Here is a 24438-nt window from a genome sequence, read left to right as displayed (position 1 = left end):
CGGTCAGGCGTCGACGGAGAACGGCGCGAGATCGGCGGCGAGCCGCTCCGACACACGCGCGTGCACGACGGTGCCCTGCTCACTGTGGTCGACCGCCAGCAGCATTCCGGTCTCGTGAATCGCCGCGACCAGATCACCTCGGTCATAAGGGATCACCGCGTGCACCTCGACCGCGGGCTTCGGAAGCGCCTCTTCGATGGCCGCTCGAAGCTCTTCGACACCCTCGCCCGACCGCGACGAGACGAAATGCGCCTTGGGCTCGAGGCCTCGCAGTACGAGACGCTCGTCGTCGTCGATCAGATCAGCCTTGTTGAACACCACGAGCTCGGGCATGTCACGAACACCGACGTCGCCCATCACGTCGCGCACGGTCTGCAGCTGGCCTGCGGGGTCGGGGTGTGACCCGTCGACGACGTGCAGCACGACGTCAGCATCGCCGACCTCTTCCAGCGTCGAACGGAAGGCCTCGACGAGCTGGTGCGGAAGGTTGCGGACGAAGCCGACCGTGTCGGTCAGCGTGTACACACGCCCGTCGGACGTCTCGGAGCGGCGGACGGTCGCGTCCAGCGTCGCGAACAGTGCATTCTCCACCAGCACCCCTGCACTCGTGAGAGCGTTGAGGAGGCTCGACTTGCCGGCGTTGGTGTATCCGGCGATGGCCACGGAGGGAATCGTGTTGCGTTTGCGTTCGGCGCGCTTGGCTTCTCGCGCCGGGCCGAAGTCGCGGATCTGCCGACGAAGGAGAGCCATCTTGGTGCGGATGCGACGACGGTCGAGCTCGATCTTCGTCTCACCGGGACCACGGGAGCCCATTCCGGCCCCGCCCGCGCCGACCTGCCCACCCGCCTGACGGCTCATGGAGTCACCCCAGCCACGCAGACGCGGCAGAAGGTACTCGAGCTGTGCGAGCTCGACCTGTGCCTTGCCCTCGCGGCTCTTGGCATGCTGGCTGAAGATGTCGAGGATCACTGTGGTGCGGTCGATCACCTTCACCTTGACGACGTCCTCCAGCGCACGGCGCTGGCTGGGGGCGAGTTCGGTGTCCGCGATGACCGTGTCCGCGCCGGTGGCGGCGACGATGTCCTTGAGCTCTTGCGCCTTGCCGCGCCCGATGTACGTCGCAGCGTCCGGATGTGGTCGCCGCTGCAGAACTCCGTCGAGCACGACCGCCCCTGCCGTCTCGGCCAGCGCAGCGAGCTCGCGCAAGGAGTTCTCCGCATCTTCCTGTGCGCCCTGCGGGTACACACCCACCAGCACGACGTTCTCGAGACGCAACTGGCGGTACTCGACCTCGGTGACGTCCTCGAGCTCGGTCGACAGACCACCGACACGACGCAGAGCGTGTCGGTCTTCGAGGTCCCACTGATCACCGTCGAACGACGCATGCGACGCCGTGGACGAGTCCTGAAGCGCTTGAGCTGCCCCGAACACACGAGGCTCTGTGCGCTTCGCGGCATTGGCGAGCACGCGCTCGACTGCTGCGTCGTCTGTGGTGGGTGTGGTGCTGTCCGTCATCCGGTCCTTGTCTCTGGGTTTTGTTGCGAGCCTTAACCTTAGCCCGCGCTGTCCGCTACGCTCACGGTATGGGGTCCGACCATTACTTCACCGCGGCCCCGGCAAGCCCCGAGAACCTGCGCGCGCTCCGTGTGACGCTTGCAGGCCGTGAGCTGGACGTCACAACTGCTGGCGGCGTCTTCAGCCCGGATCGGCTGGATGCCGGTACTGCCGTCCTACTCGCCAACATGCCACCTGTCCCGCCGGGTGGCAATCTTCTCGACCTCGGCAGCGGGTGGGGTCCCATCACGCTGTCGATGGCACTCGCGGCCCCGCACGCCACGGTGTGGGCGGTCGACGTCAACGAGCGAGCCCTCGATCTGGTCCGCCGAAACGCGAAGGCTTTGGGCCTCACCAATGTCAACGCATCACTGCCCGGCGATGTTCCCGATGCCGTGAGCTTCCGCACCATCCGCTCGAATCCGCCGATCCGTGTCGGCAAGAGCGAGCTGCATGGGCTCCTGGAGAAATGGATCCCCCGGCTGGATCAACGCAGTGACGCGTGGCTCGTCGTCCAGCGGAACCTGGGAGCCGACTCACTGCAGCGGTGGATCGCGGCGACGTTCCAGCCGGGATTCAGCGTGCACCGCACCGCGACGGCCAAAGGCTACCGAGTGTTGAAGGTCCGAAAGCACGGATCCCCGCCCACCGAGCCGATCGCGCTGACCGAACTCGGGTGACCACTGGTGCGGTGACCCGCTGGTCCGAGCCGGACCGCGTCGTCAGATGAGGTCGACTTCGCCGCTGAAGACCAATTGTGCGGGACCTGACAGGGCGACGTGCTCGCCGTCTTCTGCAGGGAACATGCGAACTCCGAGCGTGCCGCCCGGCACCTCGACCCGCCAGTGATTCGGCGCCTTCTCCCCCGCCCAGTACCGCACCGCGAGTGCCGTCGCTGCGACGCCGGTGCCGCAGCTGAGCGTCTCGCCCACGCCGCGTTCCGACACCCGCATCCGCACGTGACCGATGCCATCCCGGACGAGAGGCTCTCCGGGCACGACGAACTCGACGTTCGCTCCGGCAGGCAGGCGGGGCTCGAGCTCGGGCGCCCGGTGCAACTCGAGTGATGCCAGTTCGGCATCGGACGCGAGAGCCACGACCACATGGGGGTTGCCGACGTCGACTCCGAGGCCAGGCCGCGTGACCGCGAGGCCCTCCGTCGTCACGAGGGGGTCATCGCCCGAGAGCCTCCACGCCCCGAGGTCGACCTGATACCCGGTCTCGCTGCGCGTGACGTCGCGGATCCCTGCCCGTGTGCCGATGGGCAGCGTCGACCCCGGCTCGATGGTCGCAAGCCCGGAGCGTACGAGGTAGTGCACGAAGACGCGGATGCCATTCCCGCACATCTCGGCGATCGAACCGTCGGCGTTTCGGTAGTCCATGAACCACTCCGCGTCGGGCTCTTCATCGAGCGCCGCCCTGCCTTCGGCAATGGCTGTGGAGCGGACCACTCGCAGGATGCCGTCGGCACCGATGCCGAAGTGACGGTCGCACAGCACGGCGACCTGCTCGGCCGTCAGCTCCAGGGCTCCGTCAGGGTCGGCGATGATGACGAAGTCGTTGCCTGTGCCGTGACCCTTGGTGAATGCGACCATGCGAACAGTCTAGGGATTCTCGTCAGTGGTCGATGACGAGGCGCTTGCCGGTCGTCGACACCGTGAACTCTTCGTATCCGAGCCCTTCATAGAATCCGAGAACGCCGTCGTTGCCCTGCCGCACCATCAACTGCACCTTGGGGCATCCCATCGCGAGGAGCAGATCTTCGGCGGTCGTCACGAGTGCGCGGGCGATGCCCTGATGGCGATGAGAGCGAGCGGTCGCCAGATAGTAGAGCCAGCCCCGGTGCCCGTCGTACCCTGCCATCACGCTGCCCACGATCGCGGAATCGGCCTCGCCTCCCCGGGCTGTCGCGACCAGGAAGAGTTCTGGCTGGAACGCGAGTTTGCGCTCGATGTCGAGACGAGGGTCATTCCATGGTCGCGTGAGCCGTGCCTCTTCCCAGAGACCGATCACTGCGTCGGTGTCGCTCCGCTCGAACGGACGGATCACCCAGGTCACTTCGCGGAGCCCGGGCCGCGGAGCGCGTCGGCCTTGACGACCCGATAGCGACCGCACATGAAGTCGCGATTGCGGGCGACCTCGATGAGCTCGAGGTCGAGGACCCTCGGAAGAAGCGGCGCGCCTGCTCCGAGCATGACGGGGGCGAACTGGACCCACACCTCGTCGAGGAGACCGGCGTCGGCGAACTGGCCTGCGAGATCGCCGCCGCCGACGACCCAGAGGTCTTTGCCGCCCGCGGCCTCGACCATCTCATCGTGCAGTGCCTCCACAGAGCCTTGTACCCGACGCACGTCCGCCCCTGGCGGCAATTCGACCTCGCGATGGGTGAAGACCCAGGTCGGCTGCGCGTAGCCCCAACGACCTTCCTCGTGTCGCATCACCCAGTCGAAAGTCGATGCGCCCATCGCGAGCGCCCCGACGTTCTTCTCGAACGCCGGGTAGGCCATCGGGCCGCCTTCATCGATCTCCTGCTTGAGCAACCAGTCCAGCGAATGCTCGGCGGTCGCGATGAAACCGTCGAGACTGGATGCGGTGTAGTAGTGAGTCGCCATGCACTCAGGCTCCCACCGACCACCGACATCGCGCGAGCTCTGCCCCTCGTCAGGAGTCGAGAAGGTCGTGCGCTCGCGCGGGGGCGTCGTGCCACGTGAGCTCTGGATAGCGCTTGAACCACGAGACCTGTCGCCGCGCGTAACGCCGCGTGAGCGCCTGTGTCTCGGCGATCGCCCCTTCGGAGGTGAGCCGCCCCTCGAGCTGTCCGAGGGCCTGCGCGTAACCGATCGCACGCCGTGCCGTCACACCACGCTCGAGTCCGCGTGCGCGCAGAGCGTCGACCTCGGCAACGAGACCCATCTGCCACATGCGCTCGACTCTGGTGTCGAGACGGTCGACGAGCACGGCCCGGTCGAGTCGGAGGCCGAGGATGCGAGTATCCGAGAGCCATAATTTTGGCCGGTCAGGCAATGCCGCGCCATGCGTCGTTCCCCCCTGCTCGAGCACCTCGAGAGCTCGGACGACGCGTCGCCCATTGCGGGGGTCCACCCGCGCAGCCGTCTCAGGATCTCGCGCGCGCAGACGCTGGAGCAGCGAGTCGATGCCCTGCGACTCGAGTTCACGTTCGAGACGCTCGCGGATCTCGGCATCGCGGGGTGGAAACGCGAAATCGTAGACGACGCTGGAGACATAGAGCCCCGAGCCTCCCACCAGAATCGCGTCTCCGCCCCGCGTCTGGATGTCGGCGACTGCCGCTCGCGCGAGAGGCTGGTACCACGCCACCGCCGCCTCCTCATCGACCTCCCGCACGTCGAAGAGGTGATGAGGGATGCCGCGACGCTCGGACTCCGGGACCTTCGCCGTACCGATATCCATGCCTCGATACAGCTGCATGGCATCGGCGTTGACGATCTCCGCCGGGTTGCCGCGGTCGCGCAGCGCTTCTGCGAGCTCGAGAGCGAGATCGCTCTTGCCCGTTCCGGTCGCTCCGACCACGGCCCACAGACGCGGCCGTCGAGGGTGATGCCTCACACGCCCACGCGCAGCGTCGGGAGACCGAGCGAGACAGCCCGGGGTCCACCGTCTGCACTGCTCGGCGCCGGTACCGCGCAGGACTCGGCCTGACCTCGGTCCCACGCGTCTCCGCCGCGAGTGCGACGGATACGCAACGGGGCGCCTGTCGGATCGTCGGCGAGCAGGTGGAAGGGCGCCGCGTGAGAGATGGTGACCATGACGGCATCGCCGGGCCGCGGCACGGCCGACCCTGGAGTCACTTCGAAGTGCACGAGACGATTGTCCTGTGCTCTACCCGTGAGGCGGTGAGTCTCTGCGTCCTTCTTGCCCTCGCCCGTCGAGACGAGGACTTCGACCTCGCGGCCGATCTGCGCGTGATTCTCCTCGAGTGAGATGCGCTCCTGAAGCGCGAGCAGACGGTTGTACCGTTCCTGCACGACCGCCTTCGGGACCTGAGCCTCCATGGTCGCCGCCGGCGTTCCCTCGCGAATGGAGTACTGGAAGGTGAAGGCGCTGGCGAACCTGGCCTTCTCGACGACCCTCATGGTGTCTTCGAAGTCTTCGTCGGTCTCTCCGGGAAATCCGACGATGATGTCGGTCGTGATCGCCGCGTGCGGGATCCGCTCCCTGACACGATCCAGGATGCCGAGGAACCTGTCGCTCCGATATGAGCGGCGCATCGCTTTGAGCACGCGATCGCTGCCCGACTGCAGCGGCATGTGCAGCTGGGGCATGACGTTGGGCGTCTCCGCCATGGCATCGATCACATCGTCCGTGAATGCCGCCGGGTGCGGACTCGTGAATCTCACGCGTTCCAGCCCGTCGATCTCTCCCACGGCGCGAAGCAGCTTGCTGAACGCCTGTCGATCACCGAACTCGACGCCGTAGGAGTTGACGTTCTGTCCGAGCAGCGTGACCTCGATCGCTCCATCGTCGACGAGCAGCCGGATCTCGTTCAGGATGTCACCGGGTCGACGGTCCTTCTCCTTGCCGCGAAGACTCGGCACGATGCAGAAAGTGCACGTGTTGTTGCAGCCCACCGAGATCGAGACCCACCCGCTGTGTGCCGACTCACGTTTGGTCGGCAACGTCGAGGGGAACACCTCGAGCGACTCGAGGATCTCCAGCTCCGCCTCGCCGTTGTGACGGGCTCGCTCGAGCAGGCCGGGCAGCGATCCCATGTTGTGCGTGCCGAAGACGACATCGACCCAGGGCGCCTTGTCGAGCACGGCTTGCTTGTCCATCTGCGCCAGACAGCCGCCGACGGCGATCTGCATCCCGTCCTTGCGTCTCTTCACCGAGGCGAGCTGCCCGAGGGTGCCGTAGAGCTTGCCGGCCGCGTTGTCACGAACGGCACAGGTGTTGATGATCACGACGTCGGCCTCATCGCCAGCGGTCGCACGCACGTACCCCGCACTCTCGAGAGAGCCGGACAGCCGCTCGGAGTCGTGGACGTTCATCTGACAACCGAACGTGCGCACCTCATATGAGCGCTGACGCCCACCTGGCTCGACTGATGCTGGTGACGACGCGATGATCGTCGGTTCACTGCGCGGGATAGTCATGGTGATCCCATTCTACGAGCGACTGCCGCCGCAACCGTCGCGTCAAGACCCCGTCAGTCCGAATCGACGAAGCGCACTCCCGAGGTCGCGTGGCCGCGGGTCACCTCGCCGAGAGCGGCCTTCGCCGCTGACATCGCGACCGCTCCGTTGTAGCCACGACGTGCGAGCTGCCCCACGAGGCGACGAAGAGCCGTGTCGTGATCGAGCCGAGCGAGGGACGACGCCTTGCCACGCGCAAACTCCAGGGCTCGCGCGGCGTCGTCGTCGGGAAGATCGGAGAGCGCAGCATCGATCACGTCACGGGAGAGGCCACGCTGCGCCAGCGCCCGCGACAGGGCGACCCGTCCCTGCCCCTTGCGCTCGACGCCGGCCGTGATCAGCTGCTCAGCCAACACACGGTCATCAAGGTAGCCGCGTCGACAGAAATCATCGATCACATCGTCGATCTGCTCGGAGTCGAGGCGTCCGCCCTCGCGCTCGAAACCTCGAAGAATGAGACGGGCCTCGGAGATCGACAGCGAGCGGGTGCGCAGCTTTCGAACGAGCACCTCTTCTGCAGTCTCCTGCAGCGCTGCTGCACTGAGCGCCGAGCCGGCGCCGTCGTGCTGATCGGTCCGCTCGACCGCCCGCAGTCGGGGCGCGGAACGGGACCCGCCGCGAGCAGGATGCCGATCGCTCGGAGAGCCGTCGGAATCCGTGTATGCGTCGAGCGCGCGCGCCCCGACGCTGGGTTCTTCGACTTTCGATACGGAACGCCATCGTGCGAAGTCGACCGCAGTTGCACCATCGGGCTCCCCTGCAGCGTCAGCTGTGTCCGGCGGTCGAGGAGTCGACGAGTCGCTTACGGCTGACGCGGTGGCTCCGAAGAGTGGAATGACGGGAGCGAGCCGCTCGGACTCGCTCCCGTCTTCACGATTGACCATGATCAGGCCGGGCGACGCTCGGCCAGCTCGTCAGCCGGGGCTTCGACAGCGCCGCCGATCCCGAGCTTCTGCTTGATCTGCGTCTCGATCGCCAACGCGACGTCGGGGTTCTTGAGCAGGAAGGACCGTGCGTTCTCTTTACCCTGACCGAGCTGATCGCCGTCATAGGTGTACCAGGAGCCCGACTTCTTCACGATTCCGTGCTCGACGCCGAAGTCGATCAGGCTGCCCTCGCGAGAGATACCGACCCCGTAGAGGATGTCGAATTCGGCCTGCTTGAACGGCGGTGCCATCTTGTTCTTCACGACCTTGACCCTGGTGCGGTTACCGACCGCATCGGTGCCGTCCTTCAGCGTCTCGATGCGACGGATGTCCATGCGGACCGACGCGTAGAACTTCAGTGCCTTTCCGCCGGCCGTCGTCTCGGGCGATCCGAAGAACACGCCGATCTTCTCGCGGAGCTGGTTGATGAAGATCATCGTCGTGTTGGTCTGGTTGAGCCCACCCGTGAGCTTTCGCAGGGCCTGAGACATCAGTCGGGCCTGCAGACCCACGTGGGAGTCTCCCATCTCGCCCTCGATCTCAGCGCGCGGCACGAGGGCGGCGACGGAGTCGATCACGATGAGGTCGATCGCGCCGGAACGCACGAGCATGTCAGCGATCTCGAGCGCCTGCTCACCCGTGTCGGGCTGGGAGACGAGAAGGGCGTCGATATCGACACCGAGCTTCTGCGCGTAGTCGGGGTCGAGCGCGTGCTCGGCATCGATGAACGCCGCGATGCCGCCGGCACGCTGAGCATTCGCGATCGCGTGCAGCGTGAGCGTCGTCTTACCGGAGGACTCAGGGCCGTAGATCTCGACGATTCGGCCGCGCGGAAGGCCGCCGACACCGAGTGCGACGTCGAGAGCGATGGAGCCGGTCGGGATGACGGCGACGGGCGCACGCTCGTCACTGCCCAGCCGCATGACCGAGCCCTTTCCGAACTGACGATCGATCTGAGCGAGTGCGGTCTCGAGGGACTTCTCGCGGTCAGCGGGTGATGGCATGACGTGCTCCTTATGCTCGCGTGGGGCCGCCTGTAGGCTGTCGCGGTCCTCCCGGTTGGGCGGAACTCTCCGACAAGGCGTATAGCTCTTCGGCTTGTCTTCACCGTACGAGGAGCCACCGACATTGCGTCGTGAGCACCCAAGTAACGGGGATGACGAAAACTCTGAACCACTTGTGCAGAAGACTACGCCGATTTCGAACAGATATTCGACGACACGCCGAATGTCTCGTGTCGGCAGCCCCGGGCCCTGAAGAAGGCCACGGGTCAGTGACGGCGCGGCTCGAGGCGCCCGGCGCCGTGACGACGTTCCAGGGGCACCTCGGCTTCGACGCACAGCGCGAGCCAGATGTCGCGAGGCTGCACGCCGTCGTCGAGGGCGGCTTCGGCGGTGCGACCACCCAGCTGGGTCAACACGAGGTCGCTGATGAGCGACGACCCGCGCGATCCGAACTCGGCGTCGACGGCGCGAAGGAATTCACTTCGACGCATCGGAACGAACGCTTCGGTTCAGTGGAGCGAGAGCTCGGGTTCGACCGAGGCCACGAGGTCGTCGGGAACGACGTCGGGGAACACCTGGATTCCCTCGAGAACAGAGATGCGGTCGCCGACCTCGCGCATGATGGTCGAGATGGGGACGTCGAGAGCGTCAGCCACAGAGGCGAGGATCTCGCTCGAAGCTTCTTTCTGTCCCCGCTCGACCTCACTGAGGTATCCGAGCGCAACCGAGGCCTTGCTCGCGACCTGGCGGAGAGTGCGTCCCTTCTGCAGGCGGAAGTCTCTCAACACGTCGCCGATTTCCTGTCGTACGAGAATCATCGGAACCTCCTCCCAGATCGCTCTCTCGGGGCTTCCCCCGGTCGAATCGCCAGTCTAGCCGTACTGACCTTCACAGAACCTACCTTTTGACGCTGTGCTTTCGGTGTGAGCACGAAGAGATAAACCATGCGATGCCGACGACTATTCCCGCACCACGCTGTCGAGCAGAGTCAGCACCGCATCCGTCGCCTGGGCTCTGATCTCGTCGCGGTCGCCACGGAAGACGAACGATCGACACCGCATCGACGTCGGGGTCACCACAGCGACGTGCACTGTGCCCACCGGCTGTCCGTCCGGGGAACCCGGGCCGGCGATCCCTGTGGTGGCGATCCCCACGTCTGCGGGCCGTTCGTCCACGCGAACAGCCGCGCGCACGCCATCCGCCATCTGCAGCGCGACATCGGCCTGCACGGGACCGCCGGAGTGAAGCAGGGCCTCGTCCACGCCCAGCAGCGAATGCTTCACCGGCGTCGCATACGCCACGACCGCACCGAGGAGTACTGCGGATGCGCCGGGTACGGAGACGAGCGCCGCCGAGACCGCGCCGCCCGTGAGCGACTCAGCCACGCCCAACGTCCACCCGCGTTCCGCGAGCGCGGCAAGAGGGGCGGTGGCGACGGTCACCGGCTACGCGCTCCACGCACCTGCGCGACGATGTAGTCGATGCCGCTCGCAACGGTGAGGATGAGCGCGAGGACCATCAGAACGGTCGTGATCAACACCCACGGACCGAGGCCGATGACGACGTGCAGCGGGAGCACCGCCCACGACAGGGCGACGGCTTGAACGGCGGTCTTGACCTTGCCCATCCATGCTGCGGCGACGACATGCTCCCTCGCCACGACCAGGCGATGGATCGTGATCCCCCACTCCCGCACCAGGATCACGACCACTATCCACCAGTTCAACTCGCCGAGCACCGCGAGTCCGATGAATCCGGCGCCGGTCAGCAGCTTGTCCGCGATCGGATCCCAGAGCTTGCCGAAATCACTGACGATCTCGTAACGCCGTGCGAGGTAGCCGTCCACCCAATCGGTGGAGATCGCGACGATGAAGAGGATCGCGGCGACCCAGCGCACCGCGATGTCGCTGAGGCCGTATGTGCCGCCGAGGAGCAGCAGCACGAAGAACACCACGGCGAGTGGGATCCGCGCCACCGTGATCGCGTTGGGCAACTGCCGTGGGATGGCCATCAGTCGCGCCCCGTCAATCCCCAGGCGTCGTCGTCACTCTCGGCCTCCACCACGGGGAGCCCCTCGAACTGAGCATCGACGGGGTCGTGTGCGACCGGTCCCGCGACAGGTGCTGCGGCGCCGGATGAGGGCGACGGGGCTGCGGGGGCGTCCTCGCCGCGGAGCTTCGCCATCACCTGCGGCAGCTGCTCGACGGTGGCCAGCACGTCGCGCGCCTTGGATCCCTCGGAGGGCCCGACGATCTCGCGCGACTCCAGCAAGTCCATGAGGCGACCCGCCTTCGCGAAGCCGACGCGCAGTTTGCGCTGCAGCATCGACGTGGATCCGAACTGCGACGAGATGATGAGTTCGGCCGCCGCGAGGAGAAGCTCCAGATCGTCACCGATGTCCTCGTCGACCTCTTTCTTCTTGGCCGGCTCCATCGCTTCCGCCACGTCCGAGCGGTAATCCGGACGCGCCTGGCGGGTCACATGCTTGACGACCGCATCGATCTCCTTCTCATCGACCCACGCACCCTGCAGACGGAAGGGCTTCGACGATCCCATGGGCGAGAACAGCGCGTCGCCCTGGCCGATGAGCTTGTCGGCACCGGGGCTGTCGAGGATCACGCGACTGTCGGTGACGCTCGTCACGGCGAAGGCCAGACGTGAAGGAACGTTCGCCTTGATGAGCCCCGTGACCACGTCGACGCTCGGTCGCTGCGTCGCGAGCACCAGGTGGATCCCGGATGCACGGGCGAGCTGCGTGATACGCACGATCGAGTCCTCGACGTCGCGCGGCGCGACCATCATGAGGTCTGCGAGCTCATCGACGACGACGAGAAGGTAGGGATACGGCTTCAGGACTCTTTCGCTGCCGACCGGAACCTCGACCTCTCCCGCGCGCACGGCGCGGTTGAAGTCGTCGATGTGACGGAAGCCGAACGATGCGAGGTCGTCGTACCGCATGTCCATCTCCTTCACGACCCACTGGAGAGCCTCGGCGGCTTTCTTGGGGTTCGTGATGATGGGGGTGATCAGATGCGGGACGCCGGCGTAACTCGTGAGCTCGACGCGCTTCGGGTCAATCAGCACCATACGGACGTCGGACGGACGGGCGCGCATGAGAAGGCTGGTGATCATCGAGTTCACGAAGCTCGACTTTCCGGAGCCGGTGGATCCGGCGACCAGAAGGTGCGGCATCTTGGCGAGGTTCGCGGTGACGAAGTTCCCGCCCACATCCTTTCCCACGCCGATGGTCAGCGGATGGGTGTTCTTCAGCGCGGCCTGGGAGCGCAGCACGTCGCCGAGCGCGACCGTCTCGCGATCGGTGTTGGGAATCTCGATGCCGATCGCGCTCTTGCCGGGGATCGGCGACAGAATGCGCACGTCGTTCGACGCGACGGCATAGGCGAAGTTGTTGCTCAGCTGAAGGATCTTCTCGACCTTGACGCCGTGGCCGACCTCGACCTCGTACTGCGTCACCGTGGGGCCGCGAGAGAAGCCCGTGACCTTGGCGTCGACGTTGAACTGCGAGAGGACGCTTGTGATCTGTTCGACGATACGGTCATTGGCCTCTGACCGTGCCACGGACGGCGGCCCCTCGGCGAGCACACCCGGCGACGGCAGGATGTACGGGGCGACCGGAGCCTGCGGTCCCCTCTCCCCCGGGCCGTCGGTGCCGAATCCATCGAGTCCCGGCAGTTCAGGCATCTCGCCCGTGTCGGACTCGTCATCCAACAGGGCCGTGGTCTGCTGCTCCGCGAGCGCATCGGTGACCGATCGCACGTCCGAGAGGACCTCGGTCGCGGCGTCCGATGCCACAGCGGGGTTCACGACCGTCACTGCCTGGTCGTACGCCGGGGTGGCATCGGTCGTGGTCAGGAGCGCCGTGATGTCGTCAGAACCGAGAGTTCCCTCGTCCGGGTCTTCTTCACGGCCCGTCTTGTTGCGTCGCCACCACGGCAGCACGTCGGGATCGTCGACCTTGTCCGCCTCGTCGATCGCAGCGGCATCCTTCGCCGGCTTCTCGACGCGCTCCGCGTCGAACATCCAGGCGTACAGGTCACCGAGGCGCTGGCCGATGCGGTTCGGCGGCGTCTTCGTGAGGATCAGCAGGCTCAGAACCGCCAGCAGAGACAGGACGATATAGGCCGGAATCGTCGTGAGGTAGCTCAACGGCTGACCGAGGATCCAGCCGAAGAGCCCGCCGGCGGCGCTCAGAGCGACCATCCCCTGTTGCGGCTGCGGGAGTCCTCCGGCTATGTGGCAGAAGCCGGCGAGCGTGACCATCAGAAGCCCGAAACCGATGCCGATCCGCCCGTTGTCGTGCACCGAGGACGGGTGTCGGAAAAGCCACCCGGCCAGGAACAGCAGCAGGACGGGGAAGATGAAAGCCATGCGACCGATCAGGAGTCCCACCGAGTAGGCGCTGATGTTCGTCGCGACCTCGTTGCCGATGAAGAACCATTCGTTCACGGCGCCGGCGATGGCGAGGACGACCAGCAGCAGGGGGAACCCGTCGCGACGGTCGTCTTTCTCGAGGGTTTCCGGGCCGAAGGCGCGGAACATCCCGCCGACACCGTGCGCGATCGCGCTCCAGGCGCGGACGATCACCGGGGGCTTGTCGATCTCGTCGATGTACTTCTTCGGCGCGGCCTGGGCCTTGGGTGCAGTCTGGCGCTTGGGCCGTGGCGCTGCGCTGTCAGACGCGCGCGCTGATTTCGTGGTGCTCCTGGCCATGCTCTCACGTTACGTCCAGCCACAGACAAAAGCCCGCAATGACGCGGCCTTCCGCGGTCTTGCTCACGCATGTGACAGCACTCAGGACATCCGATGCACCATCGTGTCGCGGCCCGAGGCCGTGCTCGAGACGACGAACCCCTCGGAGCGGTACAGCGTCCGTGCGAAGTTGTCCTGCTCGACGCTGAGGCTGATCCGAGGATGCCCCTGCTCCGCGGCGTGGACCAGGAGCCGACGCAGTAGGGTGCGTCCGACACCGTGCGCTCTCCAGATCGGCTGGACACCGATGATGAGCTCGGGCACCGCGGTGCCGACGAAGCCGAAGCCGGGATCGTCCTGCGACAGCATCCGGTACCACGCCGCGCCGATCGATCGCCCGCCTGGATCCACGGCGACGAACCCCGCGTCCGCCGGACGCATCCATCCCGAGAGATACCTGCGGTGCTCGACGGCGGTGAGGATCTCATGCCGCGCACGCGCCCCACCCGCGCGCCAGTTCGCCGCCTCGACGACCATGTCGCCGAGAAAGCTTCCGTCCGACTGAACGGCCGGCCGGATCGAGAACGCGTCCGTCATGCCCTGAGGGTAGGACGCTCTCGTTTCGGGCTCGTGTCGGTGGGCTGTGAGTGCGCAGCCCACCCGAGGCTCAGGCCTCGATGACGAGCGGAACGATCATCGGACGACGTCGCAGCTTCTGGTTGACCCAGCGACCGATCGTCCTGCGAATCACCTGAGACAGCGCGTGGGTGTCGCGCACGCCGTTGCCCGATGCCTCTCTGAGAGCCGCGACGATCTTCGGCGTGACATCGTCGAAGACGGAGTCGTCCTCGGCGATTCCCCGCGCATGGATCTCGGGCCCCGAGATGATCCGCCCGGTCTGGGCGTCGACCACGACGATGACCGAGACGAACCCCTCCTCCGCGAGGATCCTGCGGTCCTTGAGGTCGGCATCCGTGATCGCTCCGACAGTCGAGCCGTCGACGTAGACGAATCCGAGATCGAGCTGGCCGGCGACGCGCGCGTCTCCGTCCTTCAGGTCGATCACCGTTCCGTTCGAAGCGATGATCGTGCGCTCGGCGTCGATGCCGGTGTCCTGCGCGAGCTTGGCGTTGGCGATCAGATGGCGGTACTCACCATGAACGGGCAGCACGTTCTTCGGCCGGAGGATGTTGTAGCAGTAGATGAGCTCGCCCGCGGCCGCGTGACCCGACACGTGCACCTTGGCGTTCGCCTTGTGCACGACGTTCGCGCCGAGCTTGGTGAGACCGTCGATCACGCGGTAGACGGCGTTCTCGTTTCCGGGGATGAGGCTGGACGCCAGGATGACGGTGTCGCCGGGGCCCGGCTCGATCGCGTGATCGAGATTCGCCATACGACTGAGCACTGCCATCGGCTCACCCTGCGAGCCGGTCGACATGTAGACGATCTTGTCGTCAGGGAGGTCCCGAGCCTTCTTGTAGTCGATGAGGAGCCCGGCAGGAACCTTGAGGTATCCCAGGTCCTCCGCGATGGTCATGTTGCGCAGCATGCTGCGACCCAGCAGCGCGACCCGACGTCCGTGCGCGTGCGCCGCGTCGAGCACCTGCTGCACGCGGTGCACGTGGCTGGAGAAGCTCGCGACGATGACACGACGAGGTGCCTTGCCGATGACCTGATCGAGCACCGGGCCGATCGAGCGCTCGGTCGGGGTGAAGCCCGGCACGTCGGCGTTCGTCGAGTCGACGAGGAAGAGGTCGACGCCCTCCTCGCCGAGGCGGGCGAACGCGCGGAGATCGGTGATGCGCCCGTCGAGGGGCAACTGGTCCATCTTGAAGTCGCCGGTCGCGAGGACGAGCCCCGCGGGGGTGCGGATCGCGACCGCGAGCGCATCCGGGATCGAGTGGTTGACCGCGACGAACTCGAGGTCGAAGGGGCCGACCTGTTCGCGCTGCCCCTCCTTCACCGTCAGGGTGAAGGGCTTGATGCGGTGCTCCTTGAGCTTCGCTTCGACGAGGGCGAGAGTGAGACCCGATCCGATGATGGGGATGTCGCTCTTGAGGCGGAGCAGGTAGGGAACCGCGCCGATGTGGTCCTCATGACCGTGCGTGAGGACCACTCCGACGATGTCGTCGAGGCGTCCCTTGATCGGCTCGAAGTCGGGCAGGATCAGATCGACGCCCGGCTGGTGCTCCTCGGGGAAGAGCACGCCGCAGTCGACGATCAGGATCTTGCCGTCGAATTCGAAGATCGTCATGTTGCGGCCGATCTCGCCGAGGCCGCCGAGGGGGGTGACCCGCAGCGTCCCCTCGTCGAGTGCTGCGGGTTCTGCGAGCGGGATGGACATGGTGTCTCCTCAGTCGGACACTCCACGCGTCCGTTCGTTCGTTGTGACGCGGCTCACCGCGCCCGGTGTCAGCGGGTTGTGCCGTGCACCTTCGGCAGGGCACCGCCCGCGGCCGCGTTGCGGTCGGGGCGGAAGTTGGAGAAGTCTGCGCCCGGAACGTCCTTCACGAGATCGAGCTCGTCCTCGATGAGGGCGGCCTCCCACTCTTCCGGACCGACGAGCGGCAGACGGACGCGCGGGCTCGAGATGCGGCCGAGTCCGTGCAGGATGTACTTCGCCGCGACTGTGCCGGGCACGTGCGTCATGACGGCGCGCACAAGCGGCTCCAGGCGCTTGTGCTCGGCGGTCGCCGTCGTGAGGTCGCCGCGATTCACCGCGTCGATGATGGTGCGGTACGGGGCCGCCGCGACGTTGGCGGTCACGCCGATCAGTCCGGTCGCGCCGATCGCGAGGTGCGGAAGCACGTTCGCGTCGTCGCCGGAGAAGTACATGAGGTCGGTCTGGTTCAAGACGCGGCTGACCTCGGAGAAGTCGCCCTTGGCGTCCTTCACGGCGAGGATGTTCGGGTGCTTCGCGAGTCGCAAGATGGTCTCGTACTTGATCGGCACGCCGGTGCGGCCCGGGATGTCGTAGAGGATCACCGGCAGATCGGTCGCATCGGCGACGAGACGGAAGTGCGTCAGGATGCCCGCCTGGGTCGGCTTGTTGTAGTACGGGGTGACGATCATGATGCCGTCGGCCCCGGCCTTCTCACTCGCCTTGTACAGCTCGATGGCATGAGCGGTCTCATTCGATCCGCCGCCGGTGATGATCTTCGCGCGGCCGGCGGAGACCGACTTGCCGATCTCGACGAGCTTGAGCTTCTCAGGGTCGGTCAGAGTGGAGGTCTCGCCGGTCGTTCCCGTCACGACGATGCCGTCAGCACCAGCGGTGATGACGTCATCGATATGCTTCTCGACGGCGGGCCAGTCGACTTCGCCGTCGGCCGTCATCGGAGTGACGAGCGCGACGAGGACCTGTCCGAAAGGGTTGCCCGAGTGCGTCATGCCCTCCAGCGTATCGGTTCGGCTACCGCTCACGCAGACGAGGCGGCGCGGATGACATCCCCGTGAGCGATCGCGGTGTTGTCTCGGAGCACCAGACCGACCAGCTTCCCGACGTGCGCCTCGTCCATCTGCTTCCGGAAGGCCTCGATTCCGGTGATCCGCGTCTGCGCCTGAATTGCGCCTCCGCGCAGCACGACGATGTCGTCGTCGACGCGCAGCACGCCCGAGCGAACCGTGCCCGTCGATCATAGGGATCCGCATAGGCTCTCTTGCATGGCATGGGTCACACACGGGTCTTCGACGGTGTACGCGAATCGGTGGATCGAGGTACGAGAGGACCAGGTCACGGGCCCCGCCGGTGACGGGATATACGGCGTCGTGACCATGCAGCATCCGGCGGTCTTCGTGATCGCGATCGATGACGAAGACCGCGTCTGCCTCGTCACGCTCGAGCGCTACACGACCGGCGTCTCGATCGAGGTGCCGGCAGGAGGGAGCGACGGCGAGGATCCGCTCGTCGCCGCACAGCGCGAGCTTCTCGAGGAGACCGGGTTCATCGCCGCGGATTGGACGCCGCTGGGCACCATGAATGCCCTGAACGGGATCGCCCACGCTCCCGAGCACGTCTTCCTCGCCCGGACGCTCGCTCTGGCCGATGACTCGACGCACACCCGTGCGGAGGAGGGGATCGACGCCGTCACCTGGGTGCCGTTCGCGGATGTCCTGGCGATGATCGCGGACGGCCGCATCACCGATGGGGAGACCGTGGCGGCGATCGCCTATGCCGGTATCCGGCTGGGCAGATTCCACTGAGTCGACGCCCACCCGCCTCGCGCGGAACGCCCCGGGGCTCCGGTGTCAGACACGGCCGCGTCGAGCGACTCCCGAGGTCAGGGCACTCGGCAGCAGGCTCGCGATCGCCACGATCGCCTTGTACCGCAGCGACGGGATCGAGACCGCCCTGCCCCGCGCCGCGTCGCGCAGCCCTTCACGGACGACATCGCGCGCATCGAGCCACAGGAAGTCCGGGACACCTTCGTTCCCCTGAGCAAGGCCCATCCGCTCGTGGAAGGAGGTGTGCGTGAAACCGGGGCACACCGCGGTCACACTCACCCTGTCAGACGCGTACTCGACATTCGCCCAGCGGCTGAAGCCGATGAGCCAGCTCTTGCAGGCCGAGTAGGTGGATCGAGAGATGAAGCCGGCGACGGAGGCGACGTTGATGATGCGGCCGCCGCGGCCTCGCATGGACCCCAGCGCCGCATGCATGAGGCGCATCGACGCTTCGACGTGGACACGGAGATGGCGCACTTCGTCGTCGACATCGTTGTCGGCGAACTGCAGCGGCAGCCCGAAACCTGCGTTGTTGATCAGCAGATCGACCGGGTCGGCGTCGTCGCGGAGACGCTGGGCGACGCGGTCTACGTCGGCGTCGACGGACAGATCTGCGACGAGGGTCTCGACTGCGACGCCGTGTTCGCTGCGCAGCTCGGCCGCGACTCTCTCGAGGGCGTCCTCAGACCGTGCGACGAGGACCAGGTCTGCTCGACGGCGCGCGAGCTCGCGGGCGAACTCCATGCCGAGGCCGGCACTGGCTCCTGTGATGAGCGCGGTGGGCATCAGCGCTCGTAACCCAGGAATCGATAGCGGACGCCGGAGCGGGAGGTCTGCCACTCCCCCTCATCGACCCGTCGCCATCCGGCTCTGGACGGCGCGTGGGCGTCTCCGTCGACGTCGAGGTCGAGTTCGGTGACCTCGAGACGGTCGGCGTCGCCGATCACGAGTCGGAAGATCTCGGCGCCTCCGATGATCCACACCTTGTCACGGCCGCGCACCGCCTCGACGACGGATGCCGCGCGCTGGGCGCCGTCTGCGCGCCAATCCTGCTGGCGGGTGACGACGATGTTCTCCCGCCCAGGAAGCGGACGGAATCGCTCGGGAAGGGAGTCCCAGGTCTTTCGCCCCATGATCACGGGAGCACCCGAGGTGACGTCTTTGAAGTGCGCCAGGTCCTCGGGCACATGCCAGGGCATGCCGCCTTCGGCTCCGATCACGCCGTCATGGGCCTCCGCCCAGATCAGGCCGACCCAGGTCATACCGCGACCGCCGCCCTGATCGGCGCATGGTGCTGGTAGTCCTCGACCGCGAAATCGTCGTACGTGTAATCGAAGACCGAGTCGGGCGTCCTGGTCAGCCGGAGGGTCGGGTAGGGGTAGGGCTCACGAGACAGCTGCTCGCGCACCTGGTCGAGGTGGTTGTCGTAGATGTGGCAGTCACCGCCGGTCCAGACGAAGTCACCCGGCTCGAGCCCCACCTGCTGCGCGACCATCAGCGTCAGGAGCGCGTAGGAGGCGATGTTGAACGGGACGCCGAGGAACAGATCGGCGCTGCGCTGGTAGAGCTGACACGACAGCTTGCCGTCTGCGACGTAGAACTGGAACAGCGCATGGCACGGAGCGAGGGCCATGTCGGGGATGTCTGCCGGGTTCCAGGCCGACACGATCAGACGGCGAGAGTCGGGCGACGTTCGGATCTGCTCGATCACTTCGCTCAACTGGTCGATGCTCTTGCCGTCAGGCGTCGGCCACGAACGCCACTGGACTCCGTAGACGGGGCCGAGGTCGCCCGAGGCATCGGCCCATTCATCCCAGATCGTCACGCCGTTGTCCTGCAGCCATTTGACGTTGGAATCGCCTCTCAGGAACCAGAGCAGCTCATAGGCGATCGACTTGAAGTGCACCCGCTTCGTCGTGATCAGCGGGAACCCCTTCGCCAGGTCGAAGCGGATCTGTCGACCGAAGACACTGGTGGTCCCCGTCCCGGTGCGATCCGACTTGTGCGTGCCGGACTCCAGCACATCGCGGAGCAGATCTTCATACGGCGTCGGGACGGCTGCGCTCATGTCTGCCAGACTACCCGCCCCTGGGTCCACGGGCCCGATCGTCACGGTGCGACACATCGACCCTCTTCCCCGCAGCGAGCCGTATTCTCGATCCATGTCGCCCGCGATCGCCCTCGGAATCGCCGCAGCGCTCGTCGTGCTCGCCACCGCGGCCGGAATCGCACTGCGCCTCGTCGACGGACGACGCCAGAGCGGACGACATCTGCGATTCGATCCGGCAGATGCACCAGGCGCCGCGCTGGGAGCTCGCGCCACCCTCGTCCAGTTCAGCACCGAGATGTGCGCCCGCTGCCCGCAGGTGCGACGGATGCTCTCGGGTTACGCCGACGCAGCGGAGGATCTGCACCATGTCGAGGTCGATCTGACTCATCGCCCGGACCTGTCGGCACGGTACAAGGTGCTGCAGACCCCCACGACTTTCGTCGTCGATGCGTCAGGAGCCGTCCGCGCGCGATTCCACGGCGTGCCCCATCAACACGCCCTCGCAGACGCACTCGCTGCCGTCTGAGGCTGAAAGGACCAGAACCCAGATGACCACTCCGGCAGGCATCGACCCGCGCGGGCCGCGCTTCGCGGCCACCATCACGACCGTGCTGCTGCTCGTGGCGACCTTCCTCGGACTCACGGGCATCTCTACGGCCAGGTCCTTCGGCTGGTTCGCGTACCAGCCGATCGCTTCGGCCGGTCTGACTTCCGACACGTGGGCGATCGTCGCCGCTTCGCCCGGCCAGCGCGCCCTGGACCCGGCGTTCCTGCTCACGGTCGTGATCGCCGCGCTGTTCCTGTGGAGCGTGGTCTCGCCGAAGTCGGCCCCGTGGGGTGTCGTGTTCCGCCGGCTCGTCCGACCACGCCTCGCTCCCCCGACCGACCTGGAGGATCCGCGTCCGCCCCGCTTCGCGCAGGGCGTCGGACTGGTCGTCGTCACGATCGGATTGGTGCTGCACCTGCTGGGCGTGCCGTGGGCGCTCCCGATCGCGACAGCTGCCGCCTTCGTCGCCGCGTTCCTCAACGCCGCATTCTCCTTCTGCCTCGGCTGCCAGCTCTACCTGCTGTTGCAGCGCGCCGGCATCCTCGGTCGCGCCGCGTCCGCGGCCTGAGCCCGGTTCCTCCGGACGCGCGCGGTCGATAGGCTGACCCCACACGCGAGCGCACATCCCGCGGCGCGCGAGAACCGGAGGAATCATGCCCGTCACCAGCGAAGCAACCACCACCTGGACCGGATCCCTCGCGGAGGGCTCGGGCACCGTCGCCTTCTCCTCGTCGAAACTCGGCACCTTCCCCATCAACTGGAAGGCACGCAGTGAGGGCAGCGACACGACCACCACGCCCGAGGAGCTGATCGCGGCTGCCCACGCCTCGTGCTTCAGCATGGCGCTGTCGCATGCCCTGGCCGAGAACGGCACTCCCCCGGAGCGCGTCATCACCAGCGCATCCGTGACCTTCAAGCCCGGCGTCGGAATCACCGGAAGCCACCTGAACGTGAACGCCGTGGTACCGGGCCTCACCTCGGAGGCGTTCCAGACCATCGCGGCCGAGGCCAAGGTCGGATGCCCCGTTTCTCAGGCTCTCGCCGGCATCGAGATCACGCTCGAGGCCACGCTGGCCTGATCCGGGATCATCCCCGGGCGAGGCGGATCGCTTCGCGGATGCTGCTGCGAGCGTCCTTGCGGCGCCCCGCAGCGTCCTGCACGACTCCCAGGCGGTAGCGTGCGCGCCAGTCGGCGGGCGCGGCAGCGGCATCTGCGGCATATCGAGCGATCAGCGCATCCGCATCGGCCCGCGCGATGCGGCCGCTCGGAGTGAGCTCGGTCTCGGCCTCCGGCATCCCGCCTTCCGCGTCCAGCTCCCGCCCGAGCCGATCGGCGGCGAACCCGAACTGCATCTCGCGGACGAGCGCCCAGCCGCCGATGGGGGCCAGCACGATCAATGCGATACCCATACCGATCGACACGGGTGTTCCGACGGCGAAGAACATCACGGCAAGCCAGACGCACACGGCCAGATAGACCAGCAGGGCGCCCGCCATGAGGGCGACGCCGATGCGCGACATCACTGCCGGATACCGATGTCGATCATGCTCTCCAAGCCGACGACGACCCCCGTGGCCGCGGCAGCGAAGGGAACGGCGATGCGGATGCCAGGCGCATACGCGAGAGCGGGCTCGACCGTGTCATGGGTGAAGGTCAGCGATTCGCCCGGGCCCGAGAGGATCACTTCCTGCTTGGCGATGACGCCCGGTCGGCGAAGGGAATGGACGGGGACGCTGCCCACCTGCTGACCGCGAGCTCGCTGATCGGCATGGGGAGCGCTCACCGGCCCGCGGTCCGCTCGTGCGGCCGCGATGAGCTCGGCCGTGCGCACCGCTGTTCCGCTGGGCGAGTCGACCTTCTTCTCGTGGTGCGCCTCGACGATCTCAGCCGAGCCGAAGAACGGCGCGGCTGCCGCAGAGAGCGCTGAGCCGAGCACCGAGCCGAGGGAGAAGTTCGGGATGAAGACGATTCCGGTGCCGGCATCCTCCACCAGCGGTCTCACGAGCGCAATGCGCTCGGCCGACCATCCCGAGGTGGCTACGAGCACATTGATGCCCCGCTCCACAGCGGCCCGCACGACATCGACACTGACCTGCGGAGTGCTCGCATCGATGACCAGATCAGCCCCGTCCATCTCGGCGAGGTCGCTCCGAGAGTCGAGGACGCGGATGATCTCGAATCCTTCGAGATCATCGACCACGGTGCGGATGATCGAGCCGAGCTTTCCGGTACCGCCGACGAGTGCTACCTGCGTGGTCATGCGTTCAGTCTATTTCGAGACAGCGTGCCAGCTCCCGCTCCCCCGCGGCGCGGCGGAACCCGCCGCAACTCCTGACGAGCCGCTCAGACCGGCATCTGATCGGGGATGCCCGTGCGCAGCTCCACGGGCAGGTGAGCCGTGTCGTTGTGCGTGAGCAGTGTCCAGGGGCGTCCCTGCTTCTGTGCGATGACGGTGAGCCCGCAATGCGCCTGGTTCAGAGTCATCCAGCGCCACTCCGGTGCACCGAGAACCTCTCGCACGAACCAGGAGATCACGAAGTTGTGAGTGATGAGGACTTCATGCACGTCGCCCGGTTTGCGAACCAGGAACTCGTTGACCGCGTCGAACATCTGCGCTCGTCCGGCCTCGACTTCGGCATCTGTGATGGATCCGAAGAACGGCTCGTAGGCCGCGGGAGTCTCTTCTGTCATCCCGGTGGGAACGCAGTCGAACAGCAGAGCAGTCGGCTCCGGATCGACGGACGGCAGTCGCGCGGCGAGAGCGCGCGCCGTCTCGTTGGCGCGCAGCAGCGGAGAATGCCACACCGCGTCGAGCGGCAGCCCCGAGAGGCGATCAGCGATCAACTCGGCCTGGCGCTGCCCCCGCGGAGAGAGCGGGCCGTCGGTGAGGCCGTGCTCGGCATCCTGATGCTCGCCGTGCCTGACCAGATATATGTAGTGCGTCACTCATTCGCTCGCTTCGTCGACAGCGTCCTCCGGGATCACTCCACCCTATGCCAGGTATGTGACAACGGTGTGTCGACGCTCAGTTGCCCGCTCGAGTCAGGTCGGCGATCTGCACGCGCGACAACGCGGCCCCCGCACCCTGCATCAGCTCATCGACGTGCTCGGCGGCGAAGGTGTTGACGATCGGGGCGACGACCGTCCGCTGCGAGAGAAGCCAGGCGATCGAGACCGCCGCGACCGGAAGATCGAGCTCGACGGCGACCTGATCGAGCGCCTTGAGCACTTTGCCGCCCCGCCGATTCAGGTTTCCCCGGAGCTGTTCCCCGCGAACGCCGCGAGATGTCGATGACTTGCTGCGGTGGCGCCCTGAGAGGAAGCCGTGCTCGAGCGCGTGCGAAGGAGTGACCGCGAGGTTCTGCGCCCCGGCGACGAGTCGGAGGTCGCCCTCGAAACCCTGGCGACGGATGAGGTTGTACGGAGAATCGATGACTTCGACGCGGGGGTATCCGGCGGAAGCGAGAATCCGCGCCTCTACCAGACGCTCGGGCGCGAAGCCGTACGCACCCAGTGCGCCGACCTTGCCCGCCTCGACGAGCCACTCGACGGTCGCGAGCGTGTCTTCGAGGTTCGTCGTCGCGTCGAGGGTCGCGTCGAGATAGAGCACGTCGATGCGCTCGACCCCGAGGCGCGTCAGCGACCCTTCGACGGCCCTGACGAGGTTCGTCGAGCCGAGCCCCGGGTTGTCGGCATGGGCGCCGATGCGAACGCTGAGCAGAACGTCGTCGCGCAGTCCGCGGGATCGCAGCCACTGACCGATGATGTGCTCGCTGCGCCCACCGGAGAAGCCGTCTGCCGTGTGGACCGCGTTGCCGCCGAACTCGATGTAGCGATCGAGGATTCCGTGGCTCGTCTCGAGATCGACGTTCCAGCCGAACTCGGCCGCGCCGAGCATCAGGGGGAAGATGTCGAAGCCGGTCTCGCCGAGTGCGACTCGGATGCCCTCGCCGACCCCTGGGCCCACGATCGGGATCGGCGCAGAGGGATGCGTGTCAGGCTCTGCGTGTGCGCGCTCGGGAGTCGTTCCTGCGCCTACGCTGAACAACCGCATTTCCTCACCCCCGCATCGATCAGCGCGAGCTGATCTGCGTCACTGCCATCGGTGCACCCCCCGGTGCGTAATTCGAGGGTATTCGAGAACCGTCGATGCTCCGACCAATCTGCGGAACGGCGGGAGAACTTCCCGTAACGGTTTGGTCACATCGGATACGACGAAGCCCGGGCCGTCCGTGAGGACGAACCCGGGCC

At 66.6% G+C, this 24438-nt stretch carries 28 protein-coding genes and 1 pseudogene; 5 read left to right on the top strand and 24 right to left on the bottom strand.

The annotated features are described in order from the left end of the window. Positions 1–3: 3 nt before the first annotated feature. A complete protein-coding gene (gene hflX / locus AC3WS6_RS09620) occupies positions 4–1515 on the bottom strand; it encodes a GTPase HflX (RefSeq protein ID WP_492500803.1) in 1512 nt (503 codons plus the stop codon). Positions 1516–1583: 68 nt separating this feature from the next. Here hflX and AC3WS6_RS09615 point away from each other — a divergent pair, with 68 nt between their 5' ends. Continuing rightward, on the top strand, positions 1584–2234 hold the full coding sequence (locus AC3WS6_RS09615; RefSeq protein ID WP_492500802.1) for a class I SAM-dependent methyltransferase: 651 nt from the start codon (positions 1584–1586) through the stop codon (positions 2232–2234). Between the two features lie 42 nt (positions 2235–2276). Here the strand turns inward: AC3WS6_RS09615 and dapF are convergent, their stop codons facing one another. From dapF to AC3WS6_RS09535, 16 genes and pseudogenes are all read right to left on the bottom strand, one after another. Beyond that, positions 2277–3149 (bottom strand): diaminopimelate epimerase, encoded by an 873-nt coding sequence (gene dapF / locus AC3WS6_RS09610; RefSeq protein WP_492500801.1) that lies wholly within the window; start codon positions 3147–3149, stop codon positions 2277–2279. Between the two features lie 22 nt (positions 3150–3171). Then, positions 3172–3603 (bottom strand): GNAT family acetyltransferase, encoded by a 432-nt coding sequence (locus AC3WS6_RS09605; RefSeq protein ID WP_492500800.1) that lies wholly within the window; start codon positions 3601–3603, stop codon positions 3172–3174. Positions 3604–3608: 5 nt separating this feature from the next. Then, positions 3609–4166: a dihydrofolate reductase family protein gene (locus AC3WS6_RS09600; protein ID WP_492500799.1), complete on the bottom strand. Its 558-nt coding sequence runs from the start codon at positions 4164–4166 to the stop codon at positions 3609–3611. A 49-nt stretch (positions 4167–4215) separates the two neighbouring features. Further along, complete coding sequence (miaA, locus tag AC3WS6_RS09595; protein ID WP_492500798.1) at positions 4216–5103, bottom strand: tRNA (adenosine(37)-N6)-dimethylallyltransferase MiaA; 888 nt, start codon at positions 5101–5103, stop codon at positions 4216–4218. Between the two features lie 32 nt (positions 5104–5135). Then, positions 5136–6686 carry a tRNA (N6-isopentenyl adenosine(37)-C2)-methylthiotransferase MiaB gene (miaB, locus tag AC3WS6_RS09590; protein WP_492500797.1) on the bottom strand — a complete coding sequence of 517 codons (1551 nt, stop codon included), beginning with the start codon at positions 6684–6686 and terminating at the stop codon, positions 5136–5138. Between the two features lie 53 nt (positions 6687–6739). Beyond that, positions 6740–7234, bottom strand: a complete 495-nt coding sequence (locus AC3WS6_RS09585) for a regulatory protein RecX (protein WP_492500796.1) — start codon at positions 7232–7234, stop codon at positions 6740–6742. Between the two features lie 377 nt (positions 7235–7611). Further along, complete coding sequence (gene recA / locus AC3WS6_RS09580; protein WP_201469557.1) at positions 7612–8655, bottom strand: recombinase RecA; 1044 nt, start codon at positions 8653–8655, stop codon at positions 7612–7614. 266 nt (positions 8656–8921) lie between these two features. Then, positions 8922–9146, bottom strand: a complete 225-nt coding sequence (locus AC3WS6_RS09575) for a DUF3046 domain-containing protein (RefSeq protein WP_492500795.1) — start codon at positions 9144–9146, stop codon at positions 8922–8924. Positions 9147–9164: 18 nt separating this feature from the next. Further along, a complete protein-coding gene (locus tag AC3WS6_RS09570) occupies positions 9165–9473 on the bottom strand; it encodes a helix-turn-helix domain-containing protein (protein ID WP_067114945.1) in 309 nt (102 codons plus the stop codon). A gap of 141 nt (positions 9474–9614) precedes the next feature. Then, on the bottom strand, positions 9615–10097 hold the full coding sequence (locus AC3WS6_RS09565) for a CinA family protein (RefSeq protein ID WP_492500794.1): 483 nt from the start codon (positions 10095–10097) through the stop codon (positions 9615–9617). Continuing rightward, positions 10094–10666: a CDP-diacylglycerol--glycerol-3-phosphate 3-phosphatidyltransferase gene (gene pgsA / locus AC3WS6_RS09560; RefSeq protein WP_492500793.1), complete on the bottom strand. Its 573-nt coding sequence runs from the start codon at positions 10664–10666 to the stop codon at positions 10094–10096. The genes AC3WS6_RS09565 and pgsA overlap by 4 nt, the downstream gene beginning before the upstream one ends. After that, entirely contained in the window at positions 10666–13386 is a 2721-nt protein-coding gene (locus AC3WS6_RS09555; RefSeq protein ID WP_492500792.1) for an FtsK/SpoIIIE family DNA translocase, read from the bottom strand. Before AC3WS6_RS09555 ends, pgsA begins: the two co-directional genes overlap by 1 nt. 81 nt (positions 13387–13467) lie before the next feature. Next, positions 13468–13962, bottom strand: coding sequence for a GNAT family N-acetyltransferase (locus tag AC3WS6_RS09550; RefSeq protein ID WP_492500791.1), 495 nt, complete (start codon positions 13960–13962; stop codon positions 13468–13470). 70 nt (positions 13963–14032) lie between these two features. Then, the gene (locus AC3WS6_RS09545; protein WP_492500790.1) at positions 14033–15709 is read right to left on the bottom strand and encodes a ribonuclease J; all 1677 of its coding nucleotides are present in this window, start codon (positions 15707–15709) and stop codon (positions 14033–14035) included. Positions 15710–15777: 68 nt separating this feature from the next. Next, the gene (dapA, locus tag AC3WS6_RS09540; RefSeq protein ID WP_492500789.1) at positions 15778–16755 is read right to left on the bottom strand and encodes a 4-hydroxy-tetrahydrodipicolinate synthase; all 978 of its coding nucleotides are present in this window, start codon (positions 16753–16755) and stop codon (positions 15778–15780) included. A gap of 29 nt (positions 16756–16784) precedes the next feature. Next, positions 16785–16985: pseudogene (locus AC3WS6_RS09535) on the bottom strand (EF-Tu/IF-2/RF-3 family GTPase); the annotation flags it as partial. 43 nt (positions 16986–17028) lie between these two features. Here AC3WS6_RS09535 and AC3WS6_RS09530 point away from each other — a divergent pair. Further along, positions 17029–17568 carry an NUDIX domain-containing protein gene (locus AC3WS6_RS09530; RefSeq protein ID WP_492500788.1) on the top strand — a complete coding sequence of 180 codons (540 nt, stop codon included), beginning with the start codon at positions 17029–17031 and terminating at the stop codon, positions 17566–17568. Between the two features lie 45 nt (positions 17569–17613). Here the strand turns inward: AC3WS6_RS09530 and AC3WS6_RS09525 are convergent, their stop codons facing one another. The 3 genes from AC3WS6_RS09525 to AC3WS6_RS09515 are packed head-to-tail and all read right to left on the bottom strand — an operon-like array spanning position 17614 to position 19657. Continuing rightward, positions 17614–18375 carry an SDR family NAD(P)-dependent oxidoreductase gene (locus AC3WS6_RS09525; RefSeq protein ID WP_492500787.1) on the bottom strand — a complete coding sequence of 254 codons (762 nt, stop codon included), beginning with the start codon at positions 18373–18375 and terminating at the stop codon, positions 17614–17616. Next, entirely contained in the window at positions 18375–18851 is a 477-nt protein-coding gene (locus tag AC3WS6_RS09520; protein ID WP_492500786.1) for a dihydrofolate reductase, read from the bottom strand. Before AC3WS6_RS09520 ends, AC3WS6_RS09525 begins: the two co-directional genes overlap by 1 nt. Next, positions 18848–19657: a thymidylate synthase gene (locus AC3WS6_RS09515; protein WP_492500785.1), complete on the bottom strand. Its 810-nt coding sequence runs from the start codon at positions 19655–19657 to the stop codon at positions 18848–18850. The genes AC3WS6_RS09520 and AC3WS6_RS09515 overlap by 4 nt, the downstream gene beginning before the upstream one ends. A gap of 94 nt (positions 19658–19751) precedes the next feature. Here AC3WS6_RS09515 and AC3WS6_RS09510 point away from each other — a divergent pair, with 94 nt between their 5' ends. The 3 genes from AC3WS6_RS09510 to AC3WS6_RS09500 all read left to right on the top strand — a co-directional run bounded on the left by AC3WS6_RS09510 (position 19752) and on the right by AC3WS6_RS09500 (position 21265). Further along, a complete protein-coding gene (locus tag AC3WS6_RS09510; RefSeq protein ID WP_492500784.1) occupies positions 19752–20165 on the top strand; it encodes a thioredoxin family protein in 414 nt (137 codons plus the stop codon). Positions 20166–20187: 22 nt separating this feature from the next. Next, on the top strand, positions 20188–20754 hold the full coding sequence (locus AC3WS6_RS09505) for a DUF4395 domain-containing protein (RefSeq protein ID WP_492500783.1): 567 nt from the start codon (positions 20188–20190) through the stop codon (positions 20752–20754). A gap of 85 nt (positions 20755–20839) precedes the next feature. Next, positions 20840–21265, top strand: a complete 426-nt coding sequence (locus AC3WS6_RS09500; RefSeq protein WP_492500782.1) for an OsmC family peroxiredoxin — start codon at positions 20840–20842, stop codon at positions 21263–21265. 7 nt (positions 21266–21272) lie between these two features. Here AC3WS6_RS09500 and AC3WS6_RS09495 read toward each other — a convergent pair whose 3' ends face one another. The 4 genes from AC3WS6_RS09495 to AC3WS6_RS09480 all read right to left on the bottom strand — a co-directional run bounded on the left by AC3WS6_RS09495 (position 21273) and on the right by AC3WS6_RS09480 (position 24241). Next, a complete protein-coding gene (locus tag AC3WS6_RS09495; RefSeq protein WP_492500781.1) occupies positions 21273–21707 on the bottom strand; it encodes a hypothetical protein in 435 nt (144 codons plus the stop codon). Then, complete coding sequence (gene dapB / locus AC3WS6_RS09490; RefSeq protein WP_492500780.1) at positions 21707–22447, bottom strand: 4-hydroxy-tetrahydrodipicolinate reductase; 741 nt, start codon at positions 22445–22447, stop codon at positions 21707–21709. The genes AC3WS6_RS09495 and dapB overlap by 1 nt, the downstream gene beginning before the upstream one ends. A gap of 83 nt (positions 22448–22530) precedes the next feature. Next, a complete protein-coding gene (locus AC3WS6_RS09485) occupies positions 22531–23133 on the bottom strand; it encodes a histidine phosphatase family protein (RefSeq protein ID WP_492500779.1) in 603 nt (200 codons plus the stop codon). A 79-nt stretch (positions 23134–23212) separates the two neighbouring features. Continuing rightward, complete coding sequence (locus AC3WS6_RS09480) at positions 23213–24241, bottom strand: aldo/keto reductase (RefSeq protein WP_492500778.1); 1029 nt, start codon at positions 24239–24241, stop codon at positions 23213–23215. Positions 24242–24438 lie beyond the last annotated feature (197 nt).

The organism is Microbacterium sp. EB106-03-03-XG65, assembly GCF_058791955.1.
The sequence above is the reverse complement of the archived record's forward strand: the minus strand, read 5'-3'. Positions and strand labels throughout refer to the sequence as shown.

Coding starts and splice junctions, on each gene's coding strand:
- hflX (WP_492500803.1), bottom strand. CDS start 1,515: ATGACGGACAGCACCACACCCACCACAGACGACGCAGCAGTCGAGCGC.
- AC3WS6_RS09615 (WP_492500802.1), top strand. CDS start 1,584: ATGGGGTCCGACCATTACTTCACCGCGGCCCCGGCAAGCCCCGAGAAC.
- dapF (WP_492500801.1), bottom strand. CDS start 3,149: ATGGTCGCATTCACCAAGGGTCACGGCACAGGCAACGACTTCGTCATC.
- AC3WS6_RS09600 (WP_492500799.1), bottom strand. CDS start 4,166: ATGGCGACTCACTACTACACCGCATCCAGTCTCGACGGTTTCATCGCG.
- miaB (WP_492500797.1), bottom strand. CDS start 6,686: ATGACTATCCCGCGCAGTGAACCGACGATCATCGCGTCGTCACCAGCA.
- recA (WP_201469557.1), bottom strand. CDS start 8,655: ATGCCATCACCCGCTGACCGCGAGAAGTCCCTCGAGACCGCACTCGCT.
- AC3WS6_RS09575 (WP_492500795.1), bottom strand. CDS start 9,146: ATGCGTCGAAGTGAATTCCTTCGCGCCGTCGACGCCGAGTTCGGATCG.
- AC3WS6_RS09570 (WP_067114945.1), bottom strand. CDS start 9,473: ATGATTCTCGTACGACAGGAAATCGGCGACGTGTTGAGAGACTTCCGC.
- pgsA (WP_492500793.1), bottom strand. CDS start 10,666: ATGGCCATCCCACGGCAGTTGCCCAACGCGATCACGGTGGCGCGGATC.
- AC3WS6_RS09555 (WP_492500792.1), bottom strand. CDS start 13,386: ATGGCCAGGAGCACCACGAAATCAGCGCGCGCGTCTGACAGCGCAGCG.
- AC3WS6_RS09550 (WP_492500791.1), bottom strand. CDS start 13,962: ATGACGGACGCGTTCTCGATCCGGCCGGCCGTTCAGTCGGACGGAAGC.
- AC3WS6_RS09545 (WP_492500790.1), bottom strand. CDS start 15,709: ATGTCCATCCCGCTCGCAGAACCCGCAGCACTCGACGAGGGGACGCTG.
- dapA (WP_492500789.1), bottom strand. CDS start 16,755: ATGACGCACTCGGGCAACCCTTTCGGACAGGTCCTCGTCGCGCTCGTC.
- AC3WS6_RS09530 (WP_492500788.1), top strand. CDS start 17,029: ATGGCATGGGTCACACACGGGTCTTCGACGGTGTACGCGAATCGGTGG.
- AC3WS6_RS09525 (WP_492500787.1), bottom strand. CDS start 18,375: ATGCCCACCGCGCTCATCACAGGAGCCAGTGCCGGCCTCGGCATGGAG.
- AC3WS6_RS09520 (WP_492500786.1), bottom strand. CDS start 18,851: ATGACCTGGGTCGGCCTGATCTGGGCGGAGGCCCATGACGGCGTGATC.
- AC3WS6_RS09515 (WP_492500785.1), bottom strand. CDS start 19,657: ATGAGCGCAGCCGTCCCGACGCCGTATGAAGATCTGCTCCGCGATGTG.
- AC3WS6_RS09510 (WP_492500784.1), top strand. CDS start 19,752: ATGTCGCCCGCGATCGCCCTCGGAATCGCCGCAGCGCTCGTCGTGCTC.
- AC3WS6_RS09505 (WP_492500783.1), top strand. CDS start 20,188: ATGACCACTCCGGCAGGCATCGACCCGCGCGGGCCGCGCTTCGCGGCC.
- AC3WS6_RS09500 (WP_492500782.1), top strand. CDS start 20,840: ATGCCCGTCACCAGCGAAGCAACCACCACCTGGACCGGATCCCTCGCG.
- AC3WS6_RS09495 (WP_492500781.1), bottom strand. CDS start 21,707: ATGTCGCGCATCGGCGTCGCCCTCATGGCGGGCGCCCTGCTGGTCTAT.
- dapB (WP_492500780.1), bottom strand. CDS start 22,447: ATGACCACGCAGGTAGCACTCGTCGGCGGTACCGGAAAGCTCGGCTCG.
- AC3WS6_RS09480 (WP_492500778.1), bottom strand. CDS start 24,241: ATGCGGTTGTTCAGCGTAGGCGCAGGAACGACTCCCGAGCGCGCACAC.